Genomic DNA, 26518 nt, shown 5'->3' on the forward strand with positions numbered 1-26518 from the left:
TCAATTCCCAAACATCAGTGCTGTCAGCACAAAATCTAAACCGAGCACCGCCAGTGATGCATGCACCACGGTGCGCGTCGTGGCGCGGCTAATCCCTTCAGAGGTCGGGATGGCATCGTAACCGTTGAACAATGCAATCCAGGTGACAGTGACGGCAAACACAGCGCTTTTAATAATGCAGTTGACCACATCGCTACGAAAATCGACGGCGTTTTGCATCGCCGACCAGAAGAAGCCAGGGTCAATCCCTTTCCAGCTCACGCCTACCAGCGCTCCGCCCGTAATCCCTACAGCAGTAAAGATTAACGCCAGCAGCGGCATGCTGATAAAACCCGCCCAAAAGCGCGGCGAAACGACACGGCGCAGGGGATCGACCGCCATCATCTCCATACTGGAGAGTTGCTCCGTGGCTTTCATCAGCCCGATCTCTGCCGTTAAGGCCGATCCTGCGCGCCCTGCAAACAGCAGCGCCGTCACAACCGGACCCAGTTCACGCAGCAGCGACAGCGCCACCAGCATGCCCAGACTGGTTTCAGCGCCATAGGTGGTTAACACCAGATAGCCCTGGAGGCCCAGCACCATGCCAATAAACAGACCGGAGACGACAATGATGACCAGAGACAGTACGCCGATGCTGTAAAGCTGTTTGATCAGCAGCGGAAAGTGTTTACGGAACGCGGGCTTACCGACCAGCGCATGAAAAAGCATTAAACCGGCACGCCCAAAGCTGGCGCAGGTTCCTATTCCCCGGCGTCCTAATGACGCCAGTGCTTTCAACAACATCAGCTTAGATTCTCCCTGAGCCGGTTAAGTCGGCCAAATAGTCGCCCGCCGGAAAACGAAACGGCACTGGCCCATCCGCAATGCCGTCAATAAACTGGCGCACACGGGGATCGTTGTTAGCACGCAGGTCTGGCGTCGTGCCGTGCGCAATAATTTTTTGTCCTGCCACAATGTAGGCGTAATCAGCAATACTCAACACTTCGGGCACGTCGTGGGAAACCACGATGCAGGTCAGGCCCAGCGCATGATTCAGTTCATCAATAAGCTTAACCAGCACGCCCATGGTAATGGGATCCTGCCCTACAAAGGGCTCATCGAACATAATGAGTTCAGGCTCAAGCGCAATCGCGCGCGCCAGCGCAACCCTGCGGGCCATCCCGCCTGACAGCTCCGCAGGCTTCAGCTGCGCAGCACCGCGTAGACCCACGGCTTCCAGCTTCATCAGTACGGTACTGTGTAAAATCGGCGCGGGCAGCCGGGTATGTTCACGCAGCGGCCAGGCCACATTTTCGTATACCGTTAAGTCGGTAAACAGCGCGCCTGACTGAAACAACATGCTCATCTTTTTACGCGCTTCATACAACTTTGTGCGCGACAATGTCGGAATGTTCTCATCCCGAAACCAGATCTCACCGCTGTCAGGTTGCAGTTGCCCGCCGATTAAGCGTAGCAGCGTTGTTTTCCCGATCCCCGACGGCCCCATAATCGCCGTCACTTTACCTTTTGGCACCGTCAGCGAAATATCGTCGAAAATTTTGCGATCGCCACGTGAAAAACTCACGCCACGAACCTCAACCAGGTTCGTTTTTTGTTGGATCATTATCACCTCTATTACGGATCGGGCGTCAACATAGGGTACGATGGTAGCCTGTTAAGGCTAAACGCACGATAGCTTTACAGAAACTTAATACAAAGATTTGGCGAAAACGGTCATAAAATTTACTTTTGCCGCTCAGAAGGTCAAAATCAGCGCCTGTTTTGTCACAAAGAACCTGAAGGCGAGCCGACAGGGGTTTTAAGCAAGGATTTTCCATGTTCGTCGCTACCGCACTGCTGATTATCGGACTGCTTTTACTGGCTTATGGTGCCGATCGTCTGGTGTTTAGTGCTGCAATACTTTGTCGATCCTTTGGCATCCCGCCCCTGATAATCGGCATGACCGTCGTCAGTATCGGCACCTCGCTCCCGGAGATCATTCTCTCTTTCTCGGCAGCGCAGTACGGACAGATGGATCTGGCGGTGGGCACCGCGCTTGGCTCAAACATCACCAACATTCTTTTGATTCTCGGTGGCGCGGCCTTGCTGCATCCCCTGAGCATCCATTCCAATTTAATACGCCGTGAACTGCCGCTGATGGTGCTGGTCTCACTTCTTAGCGGCATCATGTTATTTGATAACTATCTTAGTCGCCTGGATGGCCTTGCACTGATTGCTATCGCCGCGATTTATCTGATAGTGACCATCCGCATCGCGCGCAAAGCAGAGAAGGACAATAACGATACGTTAACGCGCGAACAATTAGCCGAACTGCCGCGTGAAGAGAGCGGAAATACCGTCGCCTTTCTCTGGCTGGCCGTCGCACTGATTATCCTGCCCATGTCGACGCACATGGTGATCGATAACGCGACCGTATTTGCGGATTACTTTGGCGTCAGCGAGTTGGTCATGGGGCTGACGCTCATCGCGGTCGGCACCAGTCTGCCAGAGCTGGCAACGGTCATCGCGGGCGCGCTGAAAGGTGAAGATGATATCGCTATCGGCAATCTGATTGGTGCCAATATTTATAATCTGGCTATCGTTCTGGGTCTGCCGGCCCTGATTCATCCCGGCAGCGTAGACTATCACGCATTTGCGCGCGATTACTGGATAATGCTGGGTGTCAGCGTGCTGTTCGCCATGCTTTGTCTGCTGCGTCGCCGCCGGGTTGGCCGTACGGCGGGCTCGCTTTTACTCTGTGGTTTCTTCGTCTGGGTAACGCTGCTGTGGCTACAGCCGGCGTTTATGGACGGCTAAAAAGGACAGATTCGCCATGTCATATCAGCAACCAACGGTAAATTTTGATTTTCAGAAAGCCGGTAAAACGGTATTACGCATCGAGCGCGAAGGCCTGGAGCAGCTTGATCAATATATTAATGAGGCTTTCGCCGACGCCTGCGCACTGATTTATGCCTGTCAGGGAAAAGTTGTGGTCATGGGGATGGGCAAGTCGGGCCATATCGGGAAAAAAATGGCGGCCACCTTTGCCAGCACCGGCACGCCGGCGTTCTTTGTGCATCCCGCTGAAGCCAGCCATGGCGATCTTGGCATGGTAGGTAAAGACGATGTCGTCATCGCGATATCTAACAGTGGCGAATCCAGTGAGATTTTGGCGCTGATACCGGTAATGAAACGCCAAAAGATTCCGTTGATCTGTATGACAAGCCGTCCTGAAAGCGCCATGGCCCGCGCCGCAGATATCCACCTGTGCGTGAAAGTCCCACAGGAGGCCTGTCCGCTCGGCCTGGCCCCCACCACCAGCACAACCGCAACGCTGGTCATGGGCGATGCGCTGGCCGTTTCCCTGCTGGAAGCCCGCGGCTTTACGCCAGAAGACTTTGCATTGTCCCATCCGGGCGGTGCGCTGGGCCGGAAGCTGCTGCTACACGTCAGCGACATTATGCACAGCGGGGATGAACTCCCGCACGTCACTCGCGATGCTTCCCTGCGTGATGCCCTGCTGGAAATCACCCGTAAAAATCTCGGCCTGACGGTTATCGTGGACGATCTGATGAAGATCGAGGGCATCTTTACCGATGGTGACCTGCGCCGCATCTTTGATATGGGCATTGATTTTCAACACGCCACTATCGCTGAAGTCATGACCCGGGGTGGCATTCGCGTGCGGCCTAACGTGCTGGCGGTGGATGCGCTGAATTTGATGCAAACCAAAAACATTACTTCCCTGCTGGTGGCCGATGACGACCGTCTGTTGGGTGTGGTACATATGCATGACATGCTGCGCGCTGGCGTAGTGTAAACAGGAAGACATAATGCAGTCGGAAAATGCCACTTTAGAAACGTGCTACGGCCCGGTCAGTTCAGATGTCATGACGCGCGCCAGTAAAATTCGCCTGCTGATCTGCGACGTTGACGGTGTGATGTCGGATGGTCTGATTTATATGGGGAACAGCGGCGAAGAGCTGAAAACCTTTAACGTGCGCGATGGCTATGGCGTTCGCTGCCTGCTGACCTCTGACGTCGAAGTGGCTATTATTACCGGCCGCACGGCCAAATTACTGGAAGACCGCTGTAAAACGCTCGGGATTCGCCACCTTTATCAGGGGCAATCAGATAAGCTTTTGGCCTATGGTGAACTTCTGGATACACTGTCGCTCTCTGACGATCAGGTCGCCTATATTGGCGACGACCTGATTGACTGGCCAGTGATGGCGAAAGTCGGGCTAAGCGTGGCTGTCGCCGATGCCCATCCATTGCTATTGACGCGCGCGAACTACGTTACCCGTATTGCCGGTGGGCGCGGTGCGGTGCGGGAGCTGTGCGATCTCATCTTAATGGCGCAAAATAAATTCGAGGATGCCAAAGGGCAATCAGTATGAGTAAAAGCAGGCGTTGGATAACGTTGGGTCTGGCCTTGATTGCGCTGGTGCTTATTGGCTGGAATTTCACTAACCGGGATGGCGACAACAGCGCGCCGGTAGCGAATAATAATCAAACGCCAACCTACACCAGTGCTAACTCCCATACCGTAGTCTACAACCCGCAAGGTGGACTGGCTTACAAGCTGGTATCGGATAAAGTCACCTATTTCGAAGACAGCGGAATAAGCTGGTTTGATAATCCGGTGATGACCACCTATGACGAAAATAAAATGCCGACCTGGACGATACGCGCAGATAAAGCAAAGCTTACCAAAGATCGGATGCTGTATCTTTATGGCCATGTTGAGCTGAATGCTCTGGCTCAGGACTCCCAGCTTGAGCGTATTAAAACGGATAACGCTCAGGTCAATCTTGTCACTCAGGACGTCGCCTCTGACGACCAGGTGACGTTATATGGCCGCAGTTTTAACTCCACCGGTATGAAAATGCGCGGTAATTTACGGACAAAGAACGCCGAGTTAATCGAAAAGGTCAAAACTTCTTATGAAATTCAAAATGAACAAAAACAACATTAAGTTTTTACTGGCCAGCCTGCTGCTTGCAGCCAGCCTGCCTGCTCTGGCGCTGACCGGTGACTCGGACAAACCCGTGAATATTGACTCTGAGAATCAGTCTCTGGATCTGCAAGGCAATGTCGCGACCTTCACCGGTAACGTTATTGTCACCCAGGGATCGATCAAAATCACCGCGGATAAAGTGGTGGTCACGCGTCCGGGCGGCGACAGCAAAAAGACCATAGTTGATGCTTACGGTAATCCTGCCACCTTTTACCAGATGCAGGACAACGGCAAACCGGTTCAGGGCCATGCGTCCAAACTGCATTATGAGCTTGCCAATGACTTTGTTGAGCTGACCGGCAACGCCTACATTGAGCAACTGGACAGCAACATCAAAGGCGACCGCATCACCTATCTGGTAAAAGAGCAAAAAATGCAGGCTTACAGCCAGGGCCAGAGCAAGCGCGTAACGACCGTGCTGGTGCCGTCGCAGTTGCAGGATAAGCCCGCGTCAACCAACAGCGAAAAAAAGAGTAACTGATCACTATGGCCACATTAATCGCAGAAAACCTGGCAAAGGCTTATAAAGGCCGCCGCGTGGTTGAAGACGTCAGCCTGCAGGTAAAGTCCGGTGAAATCGTCGGGCTGCTGGGTCCAAACGGTGCGGGTAAAACGACCACCTTTTACATGGTGGTGGGCATTGTTCCGCGCGATGCGGGACGCATCATTATTGATGACGAAGATATCAGCATCCTGCCGCTTCATGCGCGTGCGCGCCGCGGCATTGGCTATCTGCCGCAGGAAGCCTCAATCTTTCGTCGCCTGAGCGTTTACGACAACCTGATGGCGGTCCTGCAAATTCGTGATGACTTAACCGAAGAGCAGCGACAGGATCGGGCTAACGAGCTAATGGAAGAGTTTCATATTGCTCATCTCCGCGACAATATGGGGCAATCGCTGTCGGGCGGTGAGCGCCGTCGCGTAGAAATTGCGCGTGCGCTGGCAGCGAATCCGAAATTTATCCTGCTGGATGAACCCTTTGCCGGGGTCGACCCGATTTCCGTTATCGACATTAAAAAAATCATTGAACACCTGCGTGACAGTGGCCTTGGTGTTCTCATCACCGACCACAACGTGCGAGAAACGCTGGCGGTCTGTGAACGCGCCTATATCGTCAGTCAGGGAAATCTGATTGCGCACGGTACGCCGAATGAAGTCCTTGCAGATGAGCAAGTTAAACGGGTTTATTTGGGTGAAGAGTTCAGACTCTGATAAGGTGTCGTTAATACTGATGTTTACCCGGGAATATCCATCCTGTCTATGAAGCAAGGTTTGCAACTCAGGCTCAGCCAACAACTGGCGATGACCCCACAACTGCAGCAGGCGATACGTCTACTGCAGCTCTCTACGCTCGAACTCCAGCAAGAGTTACAGCTGGCGCTGGAAAGCAATCCCCTGCTTGAGCAAACCGATCTGCACGATGAAATAGACGCGAAAGAGTATCAGGAAGGCGAAGCGGGACTGGATACCCGAGAAGCGCTGGAACAAAAGGATATGCCTGAAGAGCTGCCGCTTGACGCCACGTGGGACGAGATTTACACCGCAGGCACGCCTTCAGGAACCGGTACCGATTATCAGGATGACGAGCTGCCGATTTATCAGGGCGAAACCACACAGTCACTGCAGGACTATCTTATGTGGCAGGTCGAGTTAACGCCCTTCAGCGATAACGACCGTGCCATTGCGACCTCTATCGTCGATGCCATTGATGACACCGGTTATCTTACCGTTTCACTTGAAGAGATTCTCGACAGTATCGGTAACGACGAACTGGAAATCGACGAAGTCGAAGCCGTGTTAAAGCGCGTTCAGCGTTTCGATCCTGTCGGCGTCGGCGCGCGTGATTTGCGCGACTGCCTGCTGGTGCAGCTGTCGCAGTATGCGCCTGAAACGCCGATGCTGGCGGAAGCAAAATTGATCGTCAGCAGCCATCTCGATTTGCTGGCGAACCACGATTTCCGCAGCCTGATGCGCGTAACGCGTCTGAAAGAAGACGTACTGAAAGAGGCGATGCTGCTGATTCAGTCGCTCGATCCGCGCCCGGGTCAGTCGATTAACACCGGTGAACCCGAATACGTGATTCCCGATGTGCTGGTACGTAAAGTGACGACGCGCTGGACGGTCGAACTGAATACCGACAGCCTGCCCAGGTTGAAGATCAACCAGCAATATGCCGCCATGGGCGGAGCCGGACGCAACGACAGCGACAGTCAGTTTATCCGCAGTAATTTGCAGGAAGCCCGCTGGCTGATTAAAAGCCTTGAAAGCCGTAACGAGACATTGTTAAAAGTCTCCCGCTGTATTGTGGAACAGCAGCAGGCCTTTTTTGACCAGGGTGAAGAGTTTATGCGTCCTATGGTGCTGGCCGATATTGCCCAGGCGGTGGACATGCATGAATCGACGATTTCCCGCGTGACCACGCAAAAATACCTTCACAGCCCACGAGGCATTTTTGAACTGAAGTATTTTTTCTCCAGTCATGTTAATACTGAAGGTGGCGGAGAAGCGTCATCTACCGCTATTCGTGCGCTGGTGAAAAAATTAATCTCGGCGGAAAACCCCGCCAAGCCCTTGAGTGACAGTAAACTGACCTCCATGTTATCTGATCAAGGGATAATAGTGGCACGTCGAACCGTCGCTAAGTACCGCGAGTCTTTGTCCATACCGCCTTCAAATCAGCGTAAACAGCTGGTTTGACAGAAATGAGAAGGAAGACCTATGCAGCTGAACCTTACCGGGCAAAATGTTGAAATCACCGAACCCCTGCGTGAGTTCGTGACAACGAAATTTGCCAAACTGGAACATTACTTTGATCATATCAATCAGGTGTATGTTGTCCTGAAAGTTGAGAAGGTGACGCAGATTGCTGATGCAACCCTGCACGTCAACGGTGGCGAGCTGCACGCCACATCTGAAGCGGAAGATATGTATGCGGCAATTGACGGATTGATTGACAAGTTGACCCGTCAACTGACCAAATATAAAGACAAGCTAAAAAAACACTAACCTTCACGCTGGCAGGCGCGCCCGGCGCGCAAAGCTGAAAGGATGGGGCGGATTAACCGCCCCGTTTTGTCATCTGTGCCAGCGCCATTATTCCGCGACGTGATGTTTACGTACCGGGTTGATGGCTATGTGAACTCGCAAGTGAAACGACAATGAACAATGATTTAACACTGGAACTGAGCACGGTGCTTTCGCCAGACTGCACCCGCAGTAGCGTACACTGCCAAAGCAAAAAACGGGCGCTGGAGATTATCAGCGAACTGGCCGCTAAGCAGCTCAACCTGCCGCATCAAACGCTGTTTGAAGCGATCCTAACCCGTGAGCGCATGGGGAGCACCGGTATCGGTAACGGTATCGCGATCCCTCACGGCAAGCTGGAGGAAGATACTTTACGGGCCGTAGGCGTCTTTATCAGCCTGGAGCAACCCATCGCTTTTGATGCCGTGGATAACCAGCCTGTCGATCTGCTTTTTGCGCTACTGGTGCCGGCTGACCAGTGTAAAACCCATTTACATACGCTGTCGTTAGTGGCAAAACGACTGGCGGATAAAACGGTTTGCCGCCGCCTGCGTGCCGCGCAGAGCGATGAAGAACTGTATGCGATTATTACCGAAGCACAAACAGAGCAATAAAGCGCGTGATTTACCGGCGTAAGCCGGCTTTAAAACGGGAGAGAAGGTCATGGTGCTGATGATCGTCAGCGGTCGGTCAGGCTCGGGAAAGTCAGTGGCGCTTCGCGCGCTGGAAGACATGGGTTTTTACTGCGTTGATAACCTGCCAGTGGTGCTGTTGCCTCAACTGGCTGAATCACTGGTCGAGCGCAATATCTCTGCGGCCGTGAGTATTGACGTACGCAATATGCCCGAATCTCCTGAGATTTTTGAGACGGCGCTCAGCAGTTTGCCTTCAGCATTCTCACCGCAGTTGCTGTTTCTTGATGCCGATCGCAACACGTTGATCCGCCGTTACAGTGATACGCGCCGTCTGCATCCGTTATCCAGCAAGAATCTGTCGCTGGAAAGCGCGATTGACGAAGAGAGCGACCTGCTTGAACCGCTGCGTTCCCGTGCCGATCTGATTATTGATACTTCAGAGATGTCGGTACACGAACTGGCGGAGATGCTGCGTACCCGCTTGCTGGGTAAACGTGAGCGTGAGCTGACAATGGTGTTCGAATCGTTTGGCTTCAAGCACGGCATTCCCATTGATGCAGATTACGTTTTCGACGTGCGCTTTTTGCCTAACCCGCACTGGGATCCTAAATTACGTCCCATGACCGGTCTGGACAGGCCCGTGGCCGCGTTCCTCGATCGTCATACTGAAGTCCATAACTTCATATATCAGACGCGTAGCTATCTGGAACTCTGGTTGCCGATGCTGGAAACCAACAACCGTAGCTATCTTACCGTGGCAATTGGCTGTACTGGCGGCAAACATCGCTCCGTGTATATTGCCGAACAGCTGGCTGACTATTTCCGCTCCCGGGGTAAAAATGTACAGTCTCGTCATCGCACGCTGGAAAAACGCAAATCATGACCGTTAAGCAAACCGTGGAAATCAGAAATAAGCTCGGCATGCATGCACGTCCTGCTATGAAGCTGTTTGAACTGGTGCAGAGTTTCGATGCCGAAGTGCTGTTGCGTAACGAGAGCGGAACAGAGGCCGAAGCCAGCAGCGTTATCGCGTTGCTGATGCTGGATTCGGCCAAAGGCGGTCATATTGAGATCGAAGCCAGCGGTCCACAGGAAACGGAAGCCCTGGCCGCCGTCATTGAGCTGTTTGAAGCCGGATTCGACGAAGACTAACGTCAGTTCAGGTGATTGCGCTGCAGGAAGCCTTCGCCACCCAGCTGACGCATCTGGCGCAGGATCCACTGCTGGCGTTGACGGACATAGCCTGAAGGTGCATCTGCGCGAAAGCGCAGCGGATTAGGCAAGACAGCAGCCAGCAGCGCCGCTTCGGACAGGGTTAATCGGCTGGCAGGTTTATGAAAGAAGCGGCGTGAAGCCGCCTCTACTCCGAACGTGCCTTTGCCAAACTCCGCGATATTCAGATAAACCGTCAGGATCCTCCGTTTGGTCCATACGGTTTCCAGCCCGACGGTTAATCCCGCCTCCAGTCCTTTACGCACCCAACTCCGGCCATCCCATAAAAACAGATTTTTTGCCGTTTGCTGTGACAGCGTGGATGCTCCGCGCATCCGGCTGTCACTGTCGTCCAGTACGGACCGGATTGCCGCTACGTCAAACCCCCAATGGTCGGGGAAGTGTTGATCTTCAGAAGCGATGACGGCCAGTTTCATCCAGGGTGAAATTTCATCTGCTCCTACCCAGTCCGAATGAGAGACGTAGCCAAAATCGCCCCTGAACCAGGCACCTACCTGACGTTCTGCCATCACGGCTGAAAAGGGGACAGGAATGAACGAAAAGAGCAGAATGCCCGCCAGCCACAGCCCCAGCCAAATAAACACAATGCGCATCACTACAGGCTTCACGCGCCGCCACAGGTTCCCTTTATGCTTACTCATGCGCTCGTCTCAAGATTTTTATGCGTTAATTAATTTCAGGCGTGACCACTGCCCGGCGTACACTTTTTTACTGACAAATGCGCTGCTACATTGTGCAACGTTTATAACAAAACAATGAAAATGCATTCTGAATGCAACAATAGTTTGAATGAGTTCAATTACTTCCACGCGTAAGGAATCGGTTCCATCTTTTTTGTAATGCGCTCACCGTTCTAAAAAGATGATACCATTTTGTGACAATCCCACACCTCAATGTTTCACAAAACTTATATATAATTCTGCGGACTGTAAAAAGCCCTCACGGCACCTGCTGATAAAATGTTCACTCAGTGACCTTGCTAAGGGATTTATTTGTCACACAGCGTTATTTTAACTCTATGTTTTTGCCGAATTATAAAAGACTTTCTATCGGCAAAACCTTTTGATGATGAGATAAGATCCGGTGACCCGAAACGTTTTGGGTCCGATCGACCTGTTTTCTTCATTATTCTTTATTATCATAAGTTTATATCTATTTTACTCGCAAGCTACGGCAAAAAATTTTGGTTACCGCGCGCAACACAGGTTTTGTTAACAAATTTGGCTTAAGCCCGTACAAAAAACAGTAGGTTTGATTAAAAAACAACCAATACGACGGTAAAATTGATTCATTGCTTGACTATGTTGTCGAATTAATGTTTCCTGTATTTAAACGCGGTTCAACATCACAAATTTTAATGAATCTTGTCACAAAGTAATTTGAATTTGCTAAGGTGTTGCAAGTGTTAACCAATACCCCGCTGTTGCATGAATAACATTAAGCATAGCAGCAGCGTCTTTTTCCCTGGTGTTGGCGCAGTATTAGCGCACCCCGGCTTCGGCTGGGGTCATTTTTTTGTATCAACGCTGTTTTTCAGCAACCCACTCGCGCAGTACCTGCACATCGTGTTGCCATTCACGCTTCAGTTCTTCGACCCATTCGCCCACGTTGTCCCACCATGCCGGTAGTTCAGGGCTTTGAATCTGCTTTGCCACCTGCTGAAGATGCTGTAACCCAACCGAGCCTGCTGCACCCTTGATTTTATGCCCTTCCTCAGCAATGCCTTTTTGGTCACGCGCCATCATGTTGGAATCCAGCACCTCAAGATAACCCGGCATCATCTGTTCAAACATAGTCAGGCTTTGCGTAATCAGCTTCGGCCCCACCAGATCCAGATATTGTTCGAGCATAGGAACATCCAGTATTGCATCGGTTTTACTGTTATTCACGAACCTGGCCGGCTGCGCATCGCTCTCAGACTGATAGTCCCAAAACTTTTTAATGATGGCCGTTAACGCGGGCACGGCAAGGGGCTTACTGAGCACGTCGTCCATGCCAGCGTCGAAGTACTCTTTTTTGTCTTTCAGCACGTTGGCCGTTAACGCCACCAACGGCGGCAGGTTTGCGTCTGGATGTTGCTGACGGATGGCGCGTGACACATCCATCCCGGTCATGTCCGGCAGCTGGATATCTAACAGCACCAGATCAAACTCAAGCGGATCAAACATCTCCAGTGCCGCCTTGCCAGTCATCGCCACTTCTACGCTGCATCCGAGTTTTTCCAGTACCGAGCGTGCAACAACGACATTCAGCTCAATATCTTCCACCAGCAGGACGTGCAAAGCAGGGAGCGGAAGCGGGTCGTCCACGCCTTCATCTTCCACTTCTTCTGCAATGCGTGGCGCTTTTATCACAACGGTAAAGCAGGAGCCCTGCCCCGGTGCGCTGTTTACGCTGATATCCCCGCCCATGGCCTGTGCCAGGCGGCGTGACACTGCCAGACCAATACCGGTTCCGGTCGCCGGCTTCCCGCCGTGTTGATCGGTAACCTGATAATACATCGCAAAAATTTTATCCTGCTCTTCCTGCCGAATCCCCTGCCCTGAGTCCTGAACCTCAAAGCGCAGCGTTTCATCCTGCTCGTACGCGACGCGTACGACGATCTCTCCCTGCTGGGTGAATTTCACCGCGTTACCAATCAGATTCCACAGAATCTGCCGCAGGCGCGTGCCATCAGTCGAGATCTTATGCGGCAGCGGGAGTTGTGGCGCCATGACAAACTTCAACCCTTTAGGCTGAGCCAGCAGGCCTGAGAGGTTTTCCAGATCGGCCAGGAAACTGGTGAAGTCGACCGGCTGGTTATCCAGCTGAACCTTGCGGCGTTCGATCTTATCGACTTCAATGACGTCATTGAAAATGTTGCCCAACGTAATCGCGGAAACGTGGATCGTTTTCAGGTACTTAAGCTGCTCCTGGTTCAGATCGGTATCCAGCAAGATGCGACTGAGCCCGACAATGCCGTTAAGCGGCGTACGAAGCTCGTGGCTGATCGTTGAGATAAAGGTGGTCTTCTCGCGGCTGGCACTCTCCAGCGCGTCCTGATAGCGTTTACGCTCGGTAATATCGCGTCCGAAGCCCATCAGCCCACTGCGCTTACCCACGCGGTCATAATAGGGCACTTTGCGGATCTCAAAACAGGCTTTACGGCCATCGGGATACTGCAGCCACTGCTCATAGGTCAGCGAGACGTTATGCCGGAAGACTTTTTCGTCTGTCTCCAGCACCTTGGTGGCCGTATCGTTGTCATAGATGTCGCGAGGCGTCAGACCAATAAGCTGTTTTTCGCTTTTGCCGGTTAACAGCTCCATGGCCCGGTTACAGCCCGAAAACTGTTTGTCGATATTGCGGTAAAAGACCAGATCCGGTGAGGCATCCAGGAACGAACGCAGAAAGGAAGACTGTTGCTCCAGCTCAATTTGCGCCTGCTCGCGGCGCGCCACCTCTTCACGCAGCTTCGCCATCACCTGCTCACGTGCTTCCTCAGCTTTTTTACGATCGGCGATTTCATTATTAAGCTGTGAGATGGTCTCTTTCATCTGTTGATTTAGTTCGAGATCGCGCGTGCGCATCTCTTCCAGCTTATCCACCAGCCTTGCCAGACGCTGACGAGACTCTTCCAGTTGGTCAACCACCACAGAAAGGAAGTAGACCGCCCAGGGCGTGATTAAGAGGCCAAAAAAGACCGAACGCACCATATCGATACTTTCGACGTGGCCACGCAGTACCATGGTGACCGCCATCTGCACAATCATCGCCAGCACGACCAGCGCGGAGGCCAGCAGCAGCGAGAAACGTACCAGGCCAAGCTTGACCATTAAATCAACATAATATTGCGCCAGCAGGCGAATCTGTTTCATAAACACTCCCTGGATGAGAACAGCCACATGATAGCGTATTTATTTCGCTGTCGTCGCAGTGCATAAGGTAAGATCGCCGCGCGGATGCACTTATATGGTGCAAAACACGGTCTCTTCGCCGACGTTCAGCTCCTTAATGCTAAAACCCTTGACTAATTGTGCTAACTCAATGAATCTGTAAGGCCGCCTTTTTGCAAGGCGGGCTATTACTGCCTCTGCTTTTTCGCCAAATAACCTCCTGTTATCGCGACGCCATGCTTTTCATGCATACTCATTCATATAAATTGCAGTTTTAAGCAACCTGACGTGATTAATTTTGCTAATCATGATGCCCTTATTCATTCAAATTTGGTGCTATAAGAAAAACAGATACATCCTGTGCTTACACTGCCTGCAGCAGCATTTGATGCTGTTTAGTCCCTTATCGCCAGCATACTTCAGTGATTTCACGCCTTCTGCACAGTGATACAGTTCACATTTCATCCCCTATACCTGAATGGCAAACTGACACATTTTAGACATAAAAAAATAATAAATTCATTCAGTTAAGGATACAAAGACGGGATTAAACTGTGTCAGTATCACTATTTGACCTCGATTCGCTTTCCCGATAAGTTGGAATTCCGCTGAAAGCTTTCATGATGGATACGTGTCACGGCATATCTATGCAACATGACGCCCACATGGTTTGAGTCATCTCCTTTCGAGAACGGAAAAATCAAGCGCAACGCCTCAAGGGACCTTTCTCCTGGCGATGAAAAGTGCGTAAAACCCAATCGCGCAGGCTGTCAGGCGCGGAAATGAAAGAATTTGCGCTGGGAAGTGTGCAGTTGAACTCAGTGCCTGAAACAATGCAGGTAATGTCTAAAGCAGTTTTAAGGAGACCCTCAATGTCCAGTAAAAAACCTGATTCCTATGGCTTATATGACCCAGCAGCAGGAAGTGACAGCTGTGGTGTAGGTTTCATTACCCGTAAGGACGGCGAGCAGACTCATGAAATTCTGCGCATGGCGCACAGCGCACTCTGTACGGTTCCGCACCGTGGCGGTATGTCCGCCGAAGGCGTGGGCGATGGCGCCGGGGTTAACGTCGATCTTTCCCTGCATTTTTTCCGTAAAATTACCGGTCAGGCGCTTGAGGCCGGACGCTTTGGTGTAGGTAACTTCTTCGTGCCGAAAGACACGGAACTGCGCGCCAATGCCGAACGTTTAGTCGAAGAGACGCTAAATCGCTTTAATCTGCCGGTTATCCTGAAGCGTGAAATGCCGCTGGATAACAGCGTCACGCGCCCGGCTGCCATGCAGTTTCAGCTTCCCATTGTGCAGTGGATTTTTGCCGCACCTCAGGACATCAGCAATCAGATCGATTTCGAAAAACTGATTTATCGCGCCCTGCTGACGATCGAGGCACAAGCCTTTACCCAAACCGAATTTGGCGGGTTATATCCACTGTCATTGTCGTCGCGCACCCAGGTCTTTAAAGCGCGCCTGAATTCGAATGAAGTGATCCCTTACTTCAAAGATCTGACCGATCCCGATCATCACGTACGCGGACTGTTTTTCCATACTCGCTTCTCAACGAATACCGATCCGCACACCACCATGGCACAGCCTTTCCGGTTGATGGCCCACAACGGTGAGCTGAATACCGATCGTAAAAACCGCATCGCCGAATCTGCGTTGGCTTCCGCCCGTGGCAAAACTATTGTGCGTCCGAAAGGCCAGTCAGACAGTTCGCGACTGGATCAGAGCATTCACAGCCGCCTGATGGAAGACGATCTGGACCTGATCACCGCGGTGGTGTCGATGATGCCGCCTGCCTGGGAAAACGATACCGCGCTCTCCCCTGCCGTGCGTGACATGCTGGAATACTTTTCGCTTTATGAAGAGAAAAACGATGGCCCGGCCGCCTTAATTTTTGGTAACGGCGAGGTAATCGGTGCGCGTCTTGATCGCCTGGGGCTGCGCCCGCTGCGTTCAATCGAAACGGCGGAATACATCGGTGCCATGTCCGAAGCGGGACAAATTGCCTTTCCCCCTGAAAGCGTGCTGCGCCGTGGCCGTATTGAAGCCGGCGGCATGCTGTATTTTGACCATCGCGAAAAGCGCAGTTACACCACGCACCAGGCGCTGGAGAAGCTGGCTGCTGAAAAAGACTATGCGGCATTGCTCGGCAAGTCGCGTGTCGATTTACGAGAGCTGCCGGTTATTCCTGCTGAACAACAGGGTTCTCCCCTGCGCTATCGCGGCGATCTGAAAACCTATCAGCGCTTCGTGGCGTACTACTACAACCAGGAAAGCTTTAAGTTCATGATGGATCCGATGCTGAACACCGGCGCCGAGAAAATCTCTGCGATGGGTTACGGCAATGCGATTAACGGCCTCTCCGATCATGAAGGCGGCATGGCGCACTACTTCTCGCAGCGCTTTGCCCAGGTGACCAATCCACCACTGGACTCCATTCGCGAAGCGGATGGCATGACGCTGCGCGTGGCGCTGGGCGCTAAACCGCATCTGGGCCGCAGTAAAGGTCGGCAGATCATTGTGCCAACCCCGATTCTGACCCATCTGGACATGCTGCAGCTGCGCGAGCAGAACGTGGCCCCTTACGCTCGCTTCGAAATGCTTTACGAGCCGGTCACCGGCAAAGATCTGCTGAGCCGCACAGCGAACGCCAGCGCGCTGGAAAAAGCGATTGACGATCTGGCACAGCAGGTGGTGGATTTTGCCCGCTCAGAGGGCGGCATTGCCGTACTGACCGATCGCCATATCTCTTCTACCCAGGCCGCATTGCCCATGCTGCTGGTCATTTCTGCCGTTAACCAGCGTCTGGTACAGGAAGGTTTACGCCTGGATGTGTCGCTGGTGGTGGAGAGCGGACAGATCATCTCTTCTCACCATATTGCGGCTACGCTGGGCTTTGGCGCGTCAGCCGTTTATCCGCTCGGCGTGCAAATGCGTGCTGAGGAAAAATTTGGTGAAGGCGAAGAAGGCAACAAAGCCTTTAAACGCTACGCTAAAGCGGCCGAAAAAGCCCTGATGAAAACCATGGGTAAAGTGGGGCTGTGTACCGTTGAGAGCTACAGCAGCGGCGAGTTCTTCGAGCCTAACTTCCTGAATACCGATGACCCGGTACTGAGAAAGTATTTTCCAAACATCAAAACGCCAGTGGGCGGCGCGGGCTTCGCAACCATCGCTCAGATGGCGGTGGACTGGCATCAGAGCGCACTGAAAATTCAGGGCGAGTCCGAAGTGCCGCTGTTAGGCCTGTTTAAAGAACGTGCAGAGGGCGCAGGCCACTCTTACGGCACCATTGCCGTACGCACCTTTATTGATATGACGGAAGAGCCGATTCGCTTCGCGGACAAAGCGCGTGAAGAGGATAACTTTATTCGTCTGATGACGCTGGCCCGTCTGGACAATGCCTTTGGCATCAAGCCGGAGACGTTTAAAGACAGCAGCTTTGAGCGCATCCCGGATGAGGTGATGAATGATTTTGCCATTACGGCCGATTATCGTCAGTTCTCCAGCCTGATGTACGAAGAGCGCAAACGCCGCCCAGCCGCGCTGCGCGATATTCTGGCCTTCCCGGCAGATCTTACCCACATCGACAGTGAGGCCGAATTCCGGCGTAAGCTGGGTCGCTACTCGCTGACTAACAATGGTTTTGCCACCCGCGGCCTGGTCTGTGACGCCATTGAGGGCAGCCAGAATGCCTTTATGCTGCGTCTGACCGATGCCATTGCCGGACTGAAACCAGAAAGTGAACGCCTGCTCAACCTGTCACGTGCGCTGAAAGCCCGTTTTAACGACGAGATTGAAACCGCAGAAGTGGTTGCTGGCGGCCTGAAAGTCACCGCCAGCGGCAAAGCGGCGGACTACCTGTCACGCATTTTCACGGCGCTGCCGTCGCTGCCGTTGAGCGATATTCAGCCCGCGAGCGAAATTACCCGCACTTTCGCGTCTGGCGCGATGAGTCACGGTGCGCTGGTCGCACCGGCGCATGAAGCCGTTGCGCATGGCACCAACATGGTCGGAGGCATGAGTAACTGTGGAGAAGGCGGTGAGCACTACTCCCGTCACGGCACCATTCGCGCTTCACGTATCAAACAGCTGGCGTCAGGCCGCTTTGGCGTCTGGGCGGCCTACCTGGCCGATCCGATGCTGGAAGAGCTTGAGATCAAAATCGGCCAGGGCGCCAAGCCCGGTGAAGGCGGTCAGCTTCCGGCGGCAAAAGTTACCGTAGAGATCGCCGCCGCACGCGGCGGCACGCCAGGCGTTGAGCTGGTTTCTCCGCCGCCGCACCACGATACCTACTCTATCGAAGATCTGGCGCAGCTGATTCACGACTGTAAAGCGGCCCGCGTGCGCGTCATTGTGAAGCTGGTGTCATCTGAAGGTATTGGCACCATCGCCGTGGGCGTGGCGAAAGCCGGTGCTGACGTGATTAACGTTGCCGGTAACACGGGTGGTACAGGCGCCGCCTCGGTGACCAGCCTGAAATATACCGGTCGCGTTGCCGAAATCGGTATCGCCGAAGTTCACCAGGCCCTGTGTGCAAACGGCCTGCGCGACAAAGTTCTGCTGCGTTGCTCAGGCGCACAGCAAACCGGCAGCGACGTGGTGAAATCCGCACTGCTGGGCGGCGACAGCTTTGAGTTTGGTACCACCGCGCTGATGATGCTGAAGTGCGTGATGGCGAAGAACTGTAACGTTAAATGCCCGGCGGGATTAACCACTAACGCCGAAGCCTTTGATGGCGATCCGCGCCAGCTGGCACAGTACTTCCTGAACGTGGCGCATGAAGTGCGTGAGATTCTGGCGCGTATGGGCCTGCGTTCCCTGCGTGAAGCCCGTGGCCGCGCCGATCTGCTTCATCTGATGGATCACCCGTTGGAAGTCGGTAAGCTGGACCTGCGTGCCATGCTGACCGTGGTGCCCGAGCTGAAGATTGCTAAGCCAGTTTATCTGGAGAAAGATTTTGAACTGGATGACCGCTGGGTTGAAGAACTGAGCCAGCAACTGGTCGATCAGGGTAAAACCTCTCTGCAACTGGGTAAGGATGTCGTACTCAACAACCGCAATAAAAGCGTGGGCGGCCAGTTAGCTATCGATATTGAGCGCATGCTGAATCACACCCTGACGGCTGCACAGATTCAGGCAATGCCGGCCGTGCTGCGTGACGATCGCGGTCGTCGCTATCTGGCACCTGCCACCGTAGAAATCACCACGACCGGCTCTGCTGGTCAGTCCTTCGGGGCCTTCTGCAATGACGGCATGCTGATGAAACATCGTGGGACCTGCAACGATGGCGTCGGCAAAGGTCAGTGCGGCGGCGAACTGGTCGTGCTCTCACCGGGCGGCGGCGCGCAGGACAGCGATGGCAACGTTCTGATCGGTAACTTCGCTCTGTTTGGCGCCACCGGCGGCCGTCTGTTCGTTCAGGGCCAGGCCGGCGATCGCTTCGCGGTGCGTAACTCCGGTGCCACTGCGGTGGTGGAAGGCGTCGGTGACTTTTGCTGCGAATACATGACCAACGGCGCAGTGTTAAACCTGGGCACCTTTGGTAAAGGCTTCGGTAACGGCATGAGCGGCGGCTTTGCTTATCAGTACGATCCCTATGGTTCACTGGCGAGCCATGCGGCGGGCGACTCCGTTCTGTTTGGCTCAATCGCTGACCCGGATGAGCTGGCACAGATTCATAAGCAGGCGGTTCTCACCATGCTGAACTGGCACCTGGAGGCCACGCAGTCTCCGCGTGCCGCCTGGCTGCTGGAGCACTGGGAAACCGAATGTCAGCACTTTGTCTACGTTATGCCGCGTTCCCTGCTGCTTTACCAGGATGGCGGTGAAATTCTGAAGGCCAAGTCCCGCAAGGATCTGCTGGAAGAGCTGTCAACGGCGCTGGCAGGCCATCAGGTTGCCAAGTTTAAAGCCGCCTGGCGCGAAGGCAAGACCATTGCCGACGGCGCGGTTCCGGCTTATGGCGCGACAGATACGCAGGAAATGTTTGTTTTACTGAATAACTACACCGTACTGAGCTTTGCCCAGCAGTTGGCACTCAGCAAGCTGCCGAAAGGCACGCCGGTTGAAGACGCCGCCGTGGAGAAAGCCGTGCGGAATCTGCTGATGACCGAAGACTTTTCACTGGTGAGTAAGCTGCAACGCCATGCGCGAGCAGCGATTGAAAGCTATAGCGACAGCGAGTTGGCCAGCCTGATCGGTTCAAAACGCATGTCCGATTACAAAGCGGCACTGACGCAACGTAATATCCGCTCAATGGACAGCCTGGCCACTTACGGCTGGATCATGTATCAGGATGCCTGCAACCGCGACATTCTCGGTCGCCTGCCTGATTTTGAAGAGTTGTTTGCGCGTGCGGCGTTACCTGAAATTGCAGCGGCCGTGGGTAAACTGGCCTGACAGCAGGCTCAGTGAACAGAACTGTGTTTAATGATGATGACCCTGATTTGTTCGACGTGCCGGGCGCAGCGGCATCCTTATCCTCTCAGCAGCAGGCTGTTGCTGAGGGCACAGGAACCGCCCGCCATCGGCACAGCGAAGCATGACGGTTAAGAGCGGGATTGAGTAAAGGTATCCATGAAAATTCCATATATTCCTGAAGATGCACCTTTCAATGGTGATCAGAAATACTGGCTGGCGGGCTTCCTGGCTGGCCTGCACTCCCGTTTGTTGGTGCTGGAAGACAAACAGCAGCCGGCTGCGGGCAGCAGCGCTGCCGCGACCACCCAACTGCACATCCTTTATGGTTCTCAGACCGGTAATGCTGAGGCGCTGGCCCAGTCAGCGGCGAAGTCAGCCCGTGCCAAAGGTCTGGTGCCGGTCGTTCAGGCATTAGGCGATGTGGATCTCGACGTGTTCGCTACCATGCGGCACGTGCTGATTGTCACTTCGACCTATGGTGAAGGTGAAATGCCCGACAACGCCCAGCTGTTTTGGGACGCGATTTCCGCCAGCACCGCGCCACGTCTGGAGCAGATGCACTTCGCCGTGCTGGCCATTGGCGATACCGGCTATGACGGATTCTGTCAGGCAGGTAAGTTCCTGGATATGCGCCTGGAACAGCTTGGGGCAAAGCGCGTTGTTGACCGCATTGACTGCGATATTGATTACGAAGAGCCGTCAAATGAGTGGATTAACAGCACGATGCCCCAGTTTGCCAGCAGCGCAGGCAGCAGCGGCACGGTGCTGGAGAGCGCCCCGGAAGCGCCGGTTATTCCTGGCAGCAACAAATCGAATCCGTATGCGGCAGCCCTGATCACCAATAAACGCCTGTCGAGTGAGCAATCGGCAAAAGATATTCGCCACGTCGAGTTTGATCTCACCGACAGCGGCCTGAAGTATGAAGCCGGTGACGCACTTGGCGTGATTCCGGTCAACGAGCCGTCGCTGGTCAGCCTGCTGCTTACCCAGTTGAACGCCGATTACCAGACGCCGGTGCCGGGATTCGACAGGAGCCTGGGCGACCTGCTGACCTACCAGTTTGAAATTTCAGAGCCTTCACGCAAGCTGATCGAGTGGGTGGGCCAAAACACCACCAACCAGGAGCTGCGTCACGTGCTTCAGCACGACGACAAAGATGCGCTCGGTGTCTGGCTATGGGGCAAAGATACGCTGGATCTGCTCCAGCTCGAACTGACGCGTAGCCTGAGCGTACCCGAGTTCGTCGCCCTGCTGCGCCCGCTGCAGCATCGCGCCTACTCCATCTCGTCCAGCTCAAAAGCGCATCCGAATCAGGTTCACCTGACCATCGCCTCAGTGCGCTATCACAGCGGTGGCCGCAACCGCAGCGGCGTGTGCTCTACCTATCTGGCTGAGCGTGTACGCCGTGGTGAAAAGCCCGCGATCTTCATCTCACCCAACAAAGCCTTTCGCGTTCCGGCTAACGGCAACGCTCCGCTGATTATGGTCGGCCCCGGCACTGGTATCGCCCCGTTCCGCGCCTTTTTGCAGGAGCGTCAGGTAACAGGCGCTCAGGGTAAAAACTGGTTGTTCTTTGGCGATCAGCATCAGGAACACGACTTCATTTATCGCGAAGAACTGACGGCCTGGCAGGAAAGCGGGCTGCTCACGCGTCTCGATCTGGCGTTCTCACGCGATCAGGACAAGAAAATCTACGTGCAAAACCGGATGCTGGAACAGGGTGCAGAGCTCTATGCCTGGCTGCAGGAAGGCGGTCACTTTTACGTGTGTGGCGATGCATCACGCATGGCGAAAGACGTGGATAGCGCGCTGTATGAAATCGTACGTCAGTTTGGCGGGCTCTCCAGTGAACGGGCCGCTGACTACATCGATCAGCTGAAGAAAGAGAAACGCTACCTGCGCGACGTTTACTGATCGCTGCGGCAGAAAGCAAAAATCCGGGCAACCTGTGTTCCCGGATTTTTTTATGCCTGTTACCGGCTGGCAGACAGGCAAAAAAATACCCGTCAGGTGACGGGTATTCTGTGTTATTTCACCACGCGCAGTGCGGGACGGCCACCACGTGGCGGGGGATCGTCATCCGGTGAATTATCGTCATCGCTGGCATCATCAGGGCGGTCGCCGTCAATCACTGACATGACCGTCTCTTCCTGATTCTCAGCAAATTCCTGTGTGCCGCCTTCATAGGCCGGTTCAGGTTCAAACATCGTGCCTGCGCCGTTTTCACGCGCATAGATGGCGAGTATGGCCGCCATTGGGACATTCACCTGACGTGGTACGCCACCAAAACGTGCGTTAAACGAGACTTCGTCATTGCCCAGATCAAGGTTACCCACGGCACGCGGCGCAATGTTCAGTACGATCTGACCATCGCGGGCATATTCGAGTGGAACCTGAACGCCAGGCAGGTTGATGTCGACGACCAGATGCGGTGTGAGCTGGTTATCCAGTAACCAGTCATAAAAAGCACGCAGCAAATAAGGTCGGCGGGCTGTGAGTTGCGACATTTCCATACGTTAGCCCCGGGCTTGCAGGCGCATTTCACGTTCAGCTTCAGTCAGTGAAGCAAGGAAGGAGTCACGCTCAAATACGCGGTTCATGTAGCCTTTCAGCTCTTTAGAGCCCGACCCGAGCAGATCGATACCCATTGACGGTAAACGCCACAACAGCGGAGCCAGATAGCAGTCTACCAGGCTGAACTCGTCGCTCATAAAGAATGGCGTACGCCCAAACAGAGGAGCAATAGCCAGCAGCTCTTCACGCAGCTGCTTACGCGCCGCTTCAGCTTCCTGACAGCTACTGTTCTCAACCTTTCTCATCAGGCTGTACCAGTCTTGCTCAATACGGTGCATCATTAAACGGCTTTCGCCACGTGCAACCGGATAGACAGGCATCAATGGTGGGTGGGGAAAACGCTCATCCAGATATTCCATGATGATGCGTGATTCGTACAGCGTCAGTTCGCGATCTACCAGCGTCGGCACAGTGCGGTACGGATTGAGGTCAATCAGATCCTGCGGCAGGTTATCCATTTCGACCTGCTCGATCTCTACGCTGACACCTTTCTCGGCAAGCACGATACGTACCTGATGGCTAAAAATGTCAGTAGGACCAGAAAACAGCGTCATTACCGAACGTTTGTTGGCAGCGACAGCCATGAAAACCTCCCAGTTTGTTCACAAAAAGTTACTGCGAATGGCCAACCACACGGCGACTCACCTGCTCATAGAACTCGCTCGCAATCCGCGCTAACCACCCCCGACTAATGCGAGGCGCATAACGCGCCAGCTTGCGGGCGCAAAGTGACACAGAGTTTACCAGATTTTAGGCAGCTTGTGGGTGGGGGAATGCATTTTTGCGGGTAAAATGCGAACAGTATTGTGGTTTTATACGACAGGATGACCTGAGAATAAAAATAAAAAACCCGCCGGAGCGGGTTTTTTGTGCCAACTGTGTCTGCCGAAGCAGCAACAATTAACGCTTGGAGAACTGAGGACGACGACGTGCTTTACGCAGGCCGACTTTCTTACGTTCAACCTGACGAGCATCACGGGTAACGAAGCCTGCTTTACGCAGTTCGCCACGCAGTGACTCATCATACTCCATCAGAGCGCGGGTGATACCATGACGGATCGCGCCTGCCTGACCAGAGATACCACCACCTTTAACGGTGATGTACAGGTCCAGTTTACCAACCATATCAACCAGTTCCAGAGGCTGACGCACGACCATGCGTGCAGTCTCGCGACCGAAATACTGCTCCAGAGAGCGTTGGTTGATTACGATGTTACCGCTACCCGGCTTGATGAAGACGCGTGCGGATGAGCTTTTGCGGCGACCAGTGCCGTAGTTTTGAGTTTCAGCCATTGCCTTTAATCCCGATTAAATGTCAAGAACTTGCGGTTGCTGTGCCGCATGGTTGTGCTCGTTACCTGCGTAAACTTTCAGTTTACGGTACATAGCACGACCCAGCGGGCCCTTCGGCAGCATGCCTTTAACCGCGATCTCAATCACGCGCTCAGGACGGCGAGCAATCATCTCTTCAAAGGTCGCCTGTTTGATACCACCGATGTGACCAGTGTGGTGATAGTAAATCTTGTCAGAACGCTTGTTGCCGGTTACAGCAACTTTCTCAGCGTTCAGAACGATGATGTAATCACCAGTATCAACGTGCGGAGTGTATTCCGCTTTATGCTTACCACGCAGACGGCGCGCCAGTTCAGTCGCCAGGCGACCCAAGGTTTTGCCAGTTGCGTCAACAACATACCAGTCACGTTGGACGGTTTCTGGTTTAGCTGTAAAAGTTTTCATCGAAAAGCTTACCCAAATTAAGTTACACGTTGGTGAAATCCCAAACGCTTAAGTAAACGAATGAGGCTCACACGACCATTTTGACCAGCAAGCCACCCCTTCGGATAGCGTTACCGGAACGCAGAGGATTTGGGAAAAAAATCCTGTGCTGTAACGTGGGGTCGCAAGATTATAGAGAAGTCGATTACAAAAATCGAACCCTATTTTCATTTATTACCTGGAATCTCAGGGTAAATGCGCCAGCCGCAGGTACTCTTCGCTCTGCATTTCCTGCAAACGGGACAGACAGCGCTGATATTCAAATTTCAGGCGCGTCCCCTGATAAATTTCGAACAAGGAGGTTTCTGCAGCGACAACCAGTTTGACATGGCGCTCGTAAAACTCATCCACCAACGCCAGAAAACGCCGCGCCTGATCTTCCGTCTTGTAGATCATGACCGGTACATCGAACAGCAGGACGCTGTGAAAGCGGCGTGACAGCTCAATATAATCATGCTGGCTGCGCCCTTCTCCACACAGGGTTTTAAAATCAATCGCAATCACCCCTTCTGCCACGCCCAGGGTCGGCATTTTACGGTGATTGATCTCCAGCACCGGTGCGCTGTCGCGTTTTTCGCCTGACAACGCCTGGAACATGCGGTCCATCTCGGCGTAGGTTTCCGGCCCCAGAGGAAACGTCCACAAATGCGCGGACGTCAGCGTACGCAGACGGTAATCAATGCCCGCATCGACATTCATTACCTCACAGTGCTGCTTAATCTGCTCGATGGCGGGCAGAAAACGGGCACGCTGCAGGCCGTTTTTGTACAAGTTATCAGGCGGAATATTCGAGGTCGCAACCAGGCTGATGCCGCGCGCAAACAGGGCTTCCATCAGCGTTCCCAGCAGCATGGCATCCGTGATGTCAGACACAAAAAACTCATCAAAACAGAGAATATCGGTTTCTGCTCTAAAGCGGTCGGCGATGATCAGCAACGGATCGCTGTGCCCCTGCAGTTCGGTCAGCTCTTCATGCACGCGCAGCATGAAACGGTGAAAGTGTAAGCGCAGTTTGCGGTCGCCAGGAATAGACTGAAAAAACAGATCCATTACCCAGGTTTTCCCCCGGCCAACACCGCCCCACATATACAAGCCACGGACGGGCGCTTTGGGCTGCGACTTTTCTTTTCCCATCAGCTTCGACAGACGACCTAACAGCCCCTGCGAGGGAAGTTCGGTGGTGTGCTGACGCGCGATCAGCCCTTGCTGGATAGCATCTAAGCGGGTAATCGCTTCACGCTGTACGTCGTCGGGCTTGAAATCGCCCTGTGATAGCGCTTGCTCATAGCGGGCAAGCGGAGATGAGGTTTGCATGGTTCGCTCAGTGTCCCTGAATTTTGTCTTATTCAAACGTCGTTTGTCGAAAAAAAGGCCGCTCTACACTAAGGCATGGCGCTCCAGAGTTCCACATCCATAAGATTAACGGGTATAGTGACTATTATTAAGTGGTGCAACGCCCTACGGAACAACGGAAATAACACGGGAGTCATTATGACCTGGGAATACGGGCTAATTGGTTTAGTGGTAGGTATTATTGTCGGCGCAGTCGCAATGCGTTTTGGCAACCGGAAGCTGCGTGAGCAGCGCAGCATGCAGTACGAACTGGATAAGACGAAAGCCGAGCTGGCAGATTATCGCGAAGAGCTGACCAACCACTTTGCGCAGAGCGCAGAGCTGCTGGATAACATGGCGCGTGATTACCGTCAGCTCTATCAGCACATGGCGAAAGGGTCCAACGACCTGCTGCCGAACATGCCCGGGGACAAAAACCCCTTTGCATGGCAACTGACCGAAGCCGAAGCGGATAACGATCAGGCACCGGTGCAAATGCCGCGTGACTACTCTGAAGGCGCCTCTGGCTTACTGCGTGGTGAACGCGCCGTCCGCGACTAAGCATGATCGGGCACAGTGACGCTGTGCCCGCTGTTTTTGCGAACCCCGGCCGCAAACGGCTGTCTCATTGATTTACTCCCCCCA

General features: G+C 53.6%; 22 protein-coding genes and 1 pseudogene. 14 read left to right on the forward strand and 9 right to left on the reverse strand.

What is annotated here, in order from left to right; translation table 11 throughout:
- A complete protein-coding gene (gene mlaE, locus AAIE03_RS15885; RefSeq protein ID WP_013024331.1) occupies window positions 1-783 on the reverse strand; it encodes a lipid asymmetry maintenance ABC transporter permease subunit MlaE in 783 nt (260 codons plus the stop codon).
- A 4-nt stretch (window positions 784-787) separates the two neighbouring features.
- A complete protein-coding gene (mlaF, locus tag AAIE03_RS15890) occupies window positions 788-1603 on the reverse strand; it encodes a phospholipid ABC transporter ATP-binding protein MlaF (protein WP_014595153.1) in 816 nt (271 codons plus the stop codon).
- Between the two features lie 212 nt (window positions 1604-1815).
- Between mlaF and AAIE03_RS15895 the strand changes: the two genes are divergently transcribed.
- The 11 genes from AAIE03_RS15895 (at window position 1816) to npr (ending at window position 9810) form a co-directional block, all read left to right on the forward strand.
- Window positions 1816-2796: a calcium/sodium antiporter gene (locus tag AAIE03_RS15895; RefSeq protein WP_013024329.1), complete on the forward strand. Its 981-nt coding sequence runs from the start codon at window positions 1816-1818 to the stop codon at window positions 2794-2796.
- Window positions 2797-2812: 16 nt separating this feature from the next.
- On the forward strand, window positions 2813-3799 hold the full coding sequence (kdsD, locus tag AAIE03_RS15900) for an arabinose-5-phosphate isomerase KdsD (RefSeq protein ID WP_013024328.1): 987 nt from the start codon (window positions 2813-2815) through the stop codon (window positions 3797-3799).
- A 13-nt stretch (window positions 3800-3812) separates the two neighbouring features.
- Window positions 3813-4379: a 3-deoxy-manno-octulosonate-8-phosphatase KdsC gene (gene kdsC, locus AAIE03_RS15905; RefSeq protein ID WP_013024327.1), complete on the forward strand. Its 567-nt coding sequence runs from the start codon at window positions 3813-3815 to the stop codon at window positions 4377-4379.
- On the forward strand, window positions 4376-4957 hold the full coding sequence (gene lptC, locus AAIE03_RS15910) for an LPS export ABC transporter periplasmic protein LptC (protein ID WP_019106703.1): 582 nt from the start codon (window positions 4376-4378) through the stop codon (window positions 4955-4957). Before kdsC ends, lptC begins: the two co-directional genes overlap by 4 nt.
- A complete protein-coding gene (gene lptA / locus AAIE03_RS15915; RefSeq protein WP_019106702.1) occupies window positions 4926-5480 on the forward strand; it encodes a lipopolysaccharide ABC transporter substrate-binding protein LptA in 555 nt (184 codons plus the stop codon). Before lptC ends, lptA begins: the two co-directional genes overlap by 32 nt.
- A 5-nt stretch (window positions 5481-5485) precedes the next feature.
- Window positions 5486-6211, forward strand: a complete 726-nt coding sequence (gene lptB / locus AAIE03_RS15920; RefSeq protein WP_013024324.1) for an LPS export ABC transporter ATP-binding protein — start codon at window positions 5486-5488, stop codon at window positions 6209-6211.
- 48 nt (window positions 6212-6259) lie between these two features.
- On the forward strand, window positions 6260-7696 hold the full coding sequence (gene rpoN, locus AAIE03_RS15925; RefSeq protein ID WP_013024323.1) for an RNA polymerase factor sigma-54: 1437 nt from the start codon (window positions 6260-6262) through the stop codon (window positions 7694-7696).
- Window positions 7697-7717: 21 nt separating this feature from the next.
- On the forward strand, window positions 7718-8005 hold the full coding sequence (hpf, locus tag AAIE03_RS15930; RefSeq protein WP_013024322.1) for a ribosome hibernation promoting factor: 288 nt from the start codon (window positions 7718-7720) through the stop codon (window positions 8003-8005).
- A 152-nt stretch (window positions 8006-8157) separates the two neighbouring features.
- Window positions 8158-8637 carry a PTS IIA-like nitrogen regulatory protein PtsN gene (ptsN, locus tag AAIE03_RS15935; protein WP_013024321.1) on the forward strand — a complete coding sequence of 160 codons (480 nt, stop codon included), beginning with the start codon at window positions 8158-8160 and terminating at the stop codon, window positions 8635-8637.
- A gap of 49 nt (window positions 8638-8686) precedes the next feature.
- On the forward strand, window positions 8687-9541 hold the full coding sequence (gene rapZ, locus AAIE03_RS15940) for an RNase adapter RapZ (RefSeq protein ID WP_013024320.1): 855 nt from the start codon (window positions 8687-8689) through the stop codon (window positions 9539-9541).
- Window positions 9538-9810, forward strand: coding sequence for a PTS phosphocarrier protein NPr (npr, locus tag AAIE03_RS15945; RefSeq protein WP_013024319.1), 273 nt, complete (start codon window positions 9538-9540; stop codon window positions 9808-9810). The genes rapZ and npr overlap by 4 nt, the downstream gene beginning before the upstream one ends.
- 2 nt (window positions 9811-9812) lie before the next feature.
- On the opposite strand, the gene mtgA is transcribed toward npr, so the two are convergent.
- Window positions 9813-10532: a monofunctional biosynthetic peptidoglycan transglycosylase gene (gene mtgA / locus AAIE03_RS15950; RefSeq protein ID WP_013024318.1), complete on the reverse strand. Its 720-nt coding sequence runs from the start codon at window positions 10530-10532 to the stop codon at window positions 9813-9815.
- A 796-nt stretch (window positions 10533-11328) separates the two neighbouring features.
- Window positions 11329-13748 (reverse strand): annotated as a pseudogene (arcB, locus tag AAIE03_RS15955) (aerobic respiration two-component sensor histidine kinase ArcB).
- An 890-nt stretch (window positions 13749-14638) separates the two neighbouring features.
- Here arcB and AAIE03_RS15960 point away from each other — a divergent pair.
- Window positions 14639-20170 (forward strand): glutamate synthase-related protein, encoded by a 5532-nt coding sequence (locus AAIE03_RS15960; protein WP_022622360.1) that lies wholly within the window; start codon window positions 14639-14641, stop codon window positions 20168-20170.
- 177 nt (window positions 20171-20347) lie between these two features.
- A complete protein-coding gene (locus AAIE03_RS15965) occupies window positions 20348-22105 on the forward strand; it encodes a sulfite reductase subunit alpha (protein ID WP_013024315.1) in 1758 nt (585 codons plus the stop codon).
- A gap of 113 nt (window positions 22106-22218) precedes the next feature.
- Here AAIE03_RS15965 and sspB read toward each other — a convergent pair whose 3' ends face one another.
- The 5 genes from sspB to zapE all read right to left on the reverse strand — a co-directional run bounded on the left by sspB (window position 22219) and on the right by zapE (window position 25855).
- Window positions 22219-22704 (reverse strand): ClpXP protease specificity-enhancing factor, encoded by a 486-nt coding sequence (gene sspB / locus AAIE03_RS15970; protein WP_013024314.1) that lies wholly within the window; start codon window positions 22702-22704, stop codon window positions 22219-22221.
- A gap of 3 nt (window positions 22705-22707) precedes the next feature.
- Entirely contained in the window at window positions 22708-23349 is a 642-nt protein-coding gene (gene sspA / locus AAIE03_RS15975) for a stringent starvation protein SspA (protein ID WP_498563085.1), read from the reverse strand.
- Between the two features lie 316 nt (window positions 23350-23665).
- A complete protein-coding gene (gene rpsI / locus AAIE03_RS15980; RefSeq protein ID WP_006121723.1) occupies window positions 23666-24058 on the reverse strand; it encodes a 30S ribosomal protein S9 in 393 nt (130 codons plus the stop codon).
- 15 nt (window positions 24059-24073) lie between these two features.
- Window positions 24074-24502, reverse strand: a complete 429-nt coding sequence (gene rplM / locus AAIE03_RS15985; protein ID WP_006121722.1) for a 50S ribosomal protein L13 — start codon at window positions 24500-24502, stop codon at window positions 24074-24076.
- Between the two features lie 225 nt (window positions 24503-24727).
- Window positions 24728-25855 (reverse strand): cell division protein ZapE, encoded by a 1128-nt coding sequence (zapE, locus tag AAIE03_RS15990; RefSeq protein ID WP_029569497.1) that lies wholly within the window; start codon window positions 25853-25855, stop codon window positions 24728-24730.
- A 177-nt stretch (window positions 25856-26032) separates the two neighbouring features.
- Between zapE and zapG the strand changes: the two genes are divergently transcribed.
- A complete protein-coding gene (gene zapG / locus AAIE03_RS15995) occupies window positions 26033-26434 on the forward strand; it encodes a Z-ring associated protein ZapG (protein ID WP_006121720.1) in 402 nt (133 codons plus the stop codon).
- Window positions 26435-26518 lie beyond the last annotated feature (84 nt).

Source organism: Pantoea sp. Ae19-2 (genome assembly GCF_059801205.1).

What these genes read in the sequence shown, in the direction of transcription:
- hpf (WP_013024322.1), top strand. Translation starts at nt 7,718, where the DNA reads ATGCAGCTGAACCTTACCGGGCAAAATGTTGAAATCACCGAACCCCTG.
- rapZ (WP_013024320.1), top strand. Translation starts at nt 8,687, where the DNA reads ATGGTGCTGATGATCGTCAGCGGTCGGTCAGGCTCGGGAAAGTCAGTG.
- mlaE (WP_013024331.1), bottom strand. Translation starts at nt 783, where the DNA reads ATGTTGTTGAAAGCACTGGCGTCATTAGGACGCCGGGGAATAGGAACC.
- AAIE03_RS15960 (WP_022622360.1), top strand. Translation starts at nt 14,639, where the DNA reads ATGTCCAGTAAAAAACCTGATTCCTATGGCTTATATGACCCAGCAGCA.
- lptA (WP_019106702.1), top strand. Translation starts at nt 4,926, where the DNA reads ATGAAATTCAAAATGAACAAAAACAACATTAAGTTTTTACTGGCCAGC.
- rpoN (WP_013024323.1), top strand. Translation starts at nt 6,260, where the DNA reads ATGAAGCAAGGTTTGCAACTCAGGCTCAGCCAACAACTGGCGATGACC.
- zapG (WP_006121720.1), top strand. Translation starts at nt 26,033, where the DNA reads ATGACCTGGGAATACGGGCTAATTGGTTTAGTGGTAGGTATTATTGTC.
- sspA (WP_498563085.1), bottom strand. Translation starts at nt 23,349, where the DNA reads ATGGCTGTCGCTGCCAACAAACGTTCGGTAATGACGCTGTTTTCTGGT.
- AAIE03_RS15965 (WP_013024315.1), top strand. Translation starts at nt 20,348, where the DNA reads ATGAAAATTCCATATATTCCTGAAGATGCACCTTTCAATGGTGATCAG.
- lptC (WP_019106703.1), top strand. Translation starts at nt 4,376, where the DNA reads ATGAGTAAAAGCAGGCGTTGGATAACGTTGGGTCTGGCCTTGATTGCG.
- lptB (WP_013024324.1), top strand. Translation starts at nt 5,486, where the DNA reads ATGGCCACATTAATCGCAGAAAACCTGGCAAAGGCTTATAAAGGCCGC.
- mlaF (WP_014595153.1), bottom strand. Translation starts at nt 1,603, where the DNA reads ATGATCCAACAAAAAACGAACCTGGTTGAGGTTCGTGGCGTGAGTTTT.
- rpsI (WP_006121723.1), bottom strand. Translation starts at nt 24,058, where the DNA reads ATGGCTGAAACTCAAAACTACGGCACTGGTCGCCGCAAAAGCTCATCC.
- kdsD (WP_013024328.1), top strand. Translation starts at nt 2,813, where the DNA reads ATGTCATATCAGCAACCAACGGTAAATTTTGATTTTCAGAAAGCCGGT.
- AAIE03_RS15895 (WP_013024329.1), top strand. Translation starts at nt 1,816, where the DNA reads ATGTTCGTCGCTACCGCACTGCTGATTATCGGACTGCTTTTACTGGCT.
- sspB (WP_013024314.1), bottom strand. Translation starts at nt 22,704, where the DNA reads ATGGAAATGTCGCAACTCACAGCCCGCCGACCTTATTTGCTGCGTGCT.
- mtgA (WP_013024318.1), bottom strand. Translation starts at nt 10,532, where the DNA reads ATGAGTAAGCATAAAGGGAACCTGTGGCGGCGCGTGAAGCCTGTAGTG.
- npr (WP_013024319.1), top strand. Translation starts at nt 9,538, where the DNA reads ATGACCGTTAAGCAAACCGTGGAAATCAGAAATAAGCTCGGCATGCAT.
- ptsN (WP_013024321.1), top strand. Translation starts at nt 8,158, where the DNA reads ATGAACAATGATTTAACACTGGAACTGAGCACGGTGCTTTCGCCAGAC.
- rplM (WP_006121722.1), bottom strand. Translation starts at nt 24,502, where the DNA reads ATGAAAACTTTTACAGCTAAACCAGAAACCGTCCAACGTGACTGGTAT.
- kdsC (WP_013024327.1), top strand. Translation starts at nt 3,813, where the DNA reads ATGCAGTCGGAAAATGCCACTTTAGAAACGTGCTACGGCCCGGTCAGT.
- zapE (WP_029569497.1), bottom strand. Translation starts at nt 25,855, where the DNA reads ATGCAAACCTCATCTCCGCTTGCCCGCTATGAGCAAGCGCTATCACAG.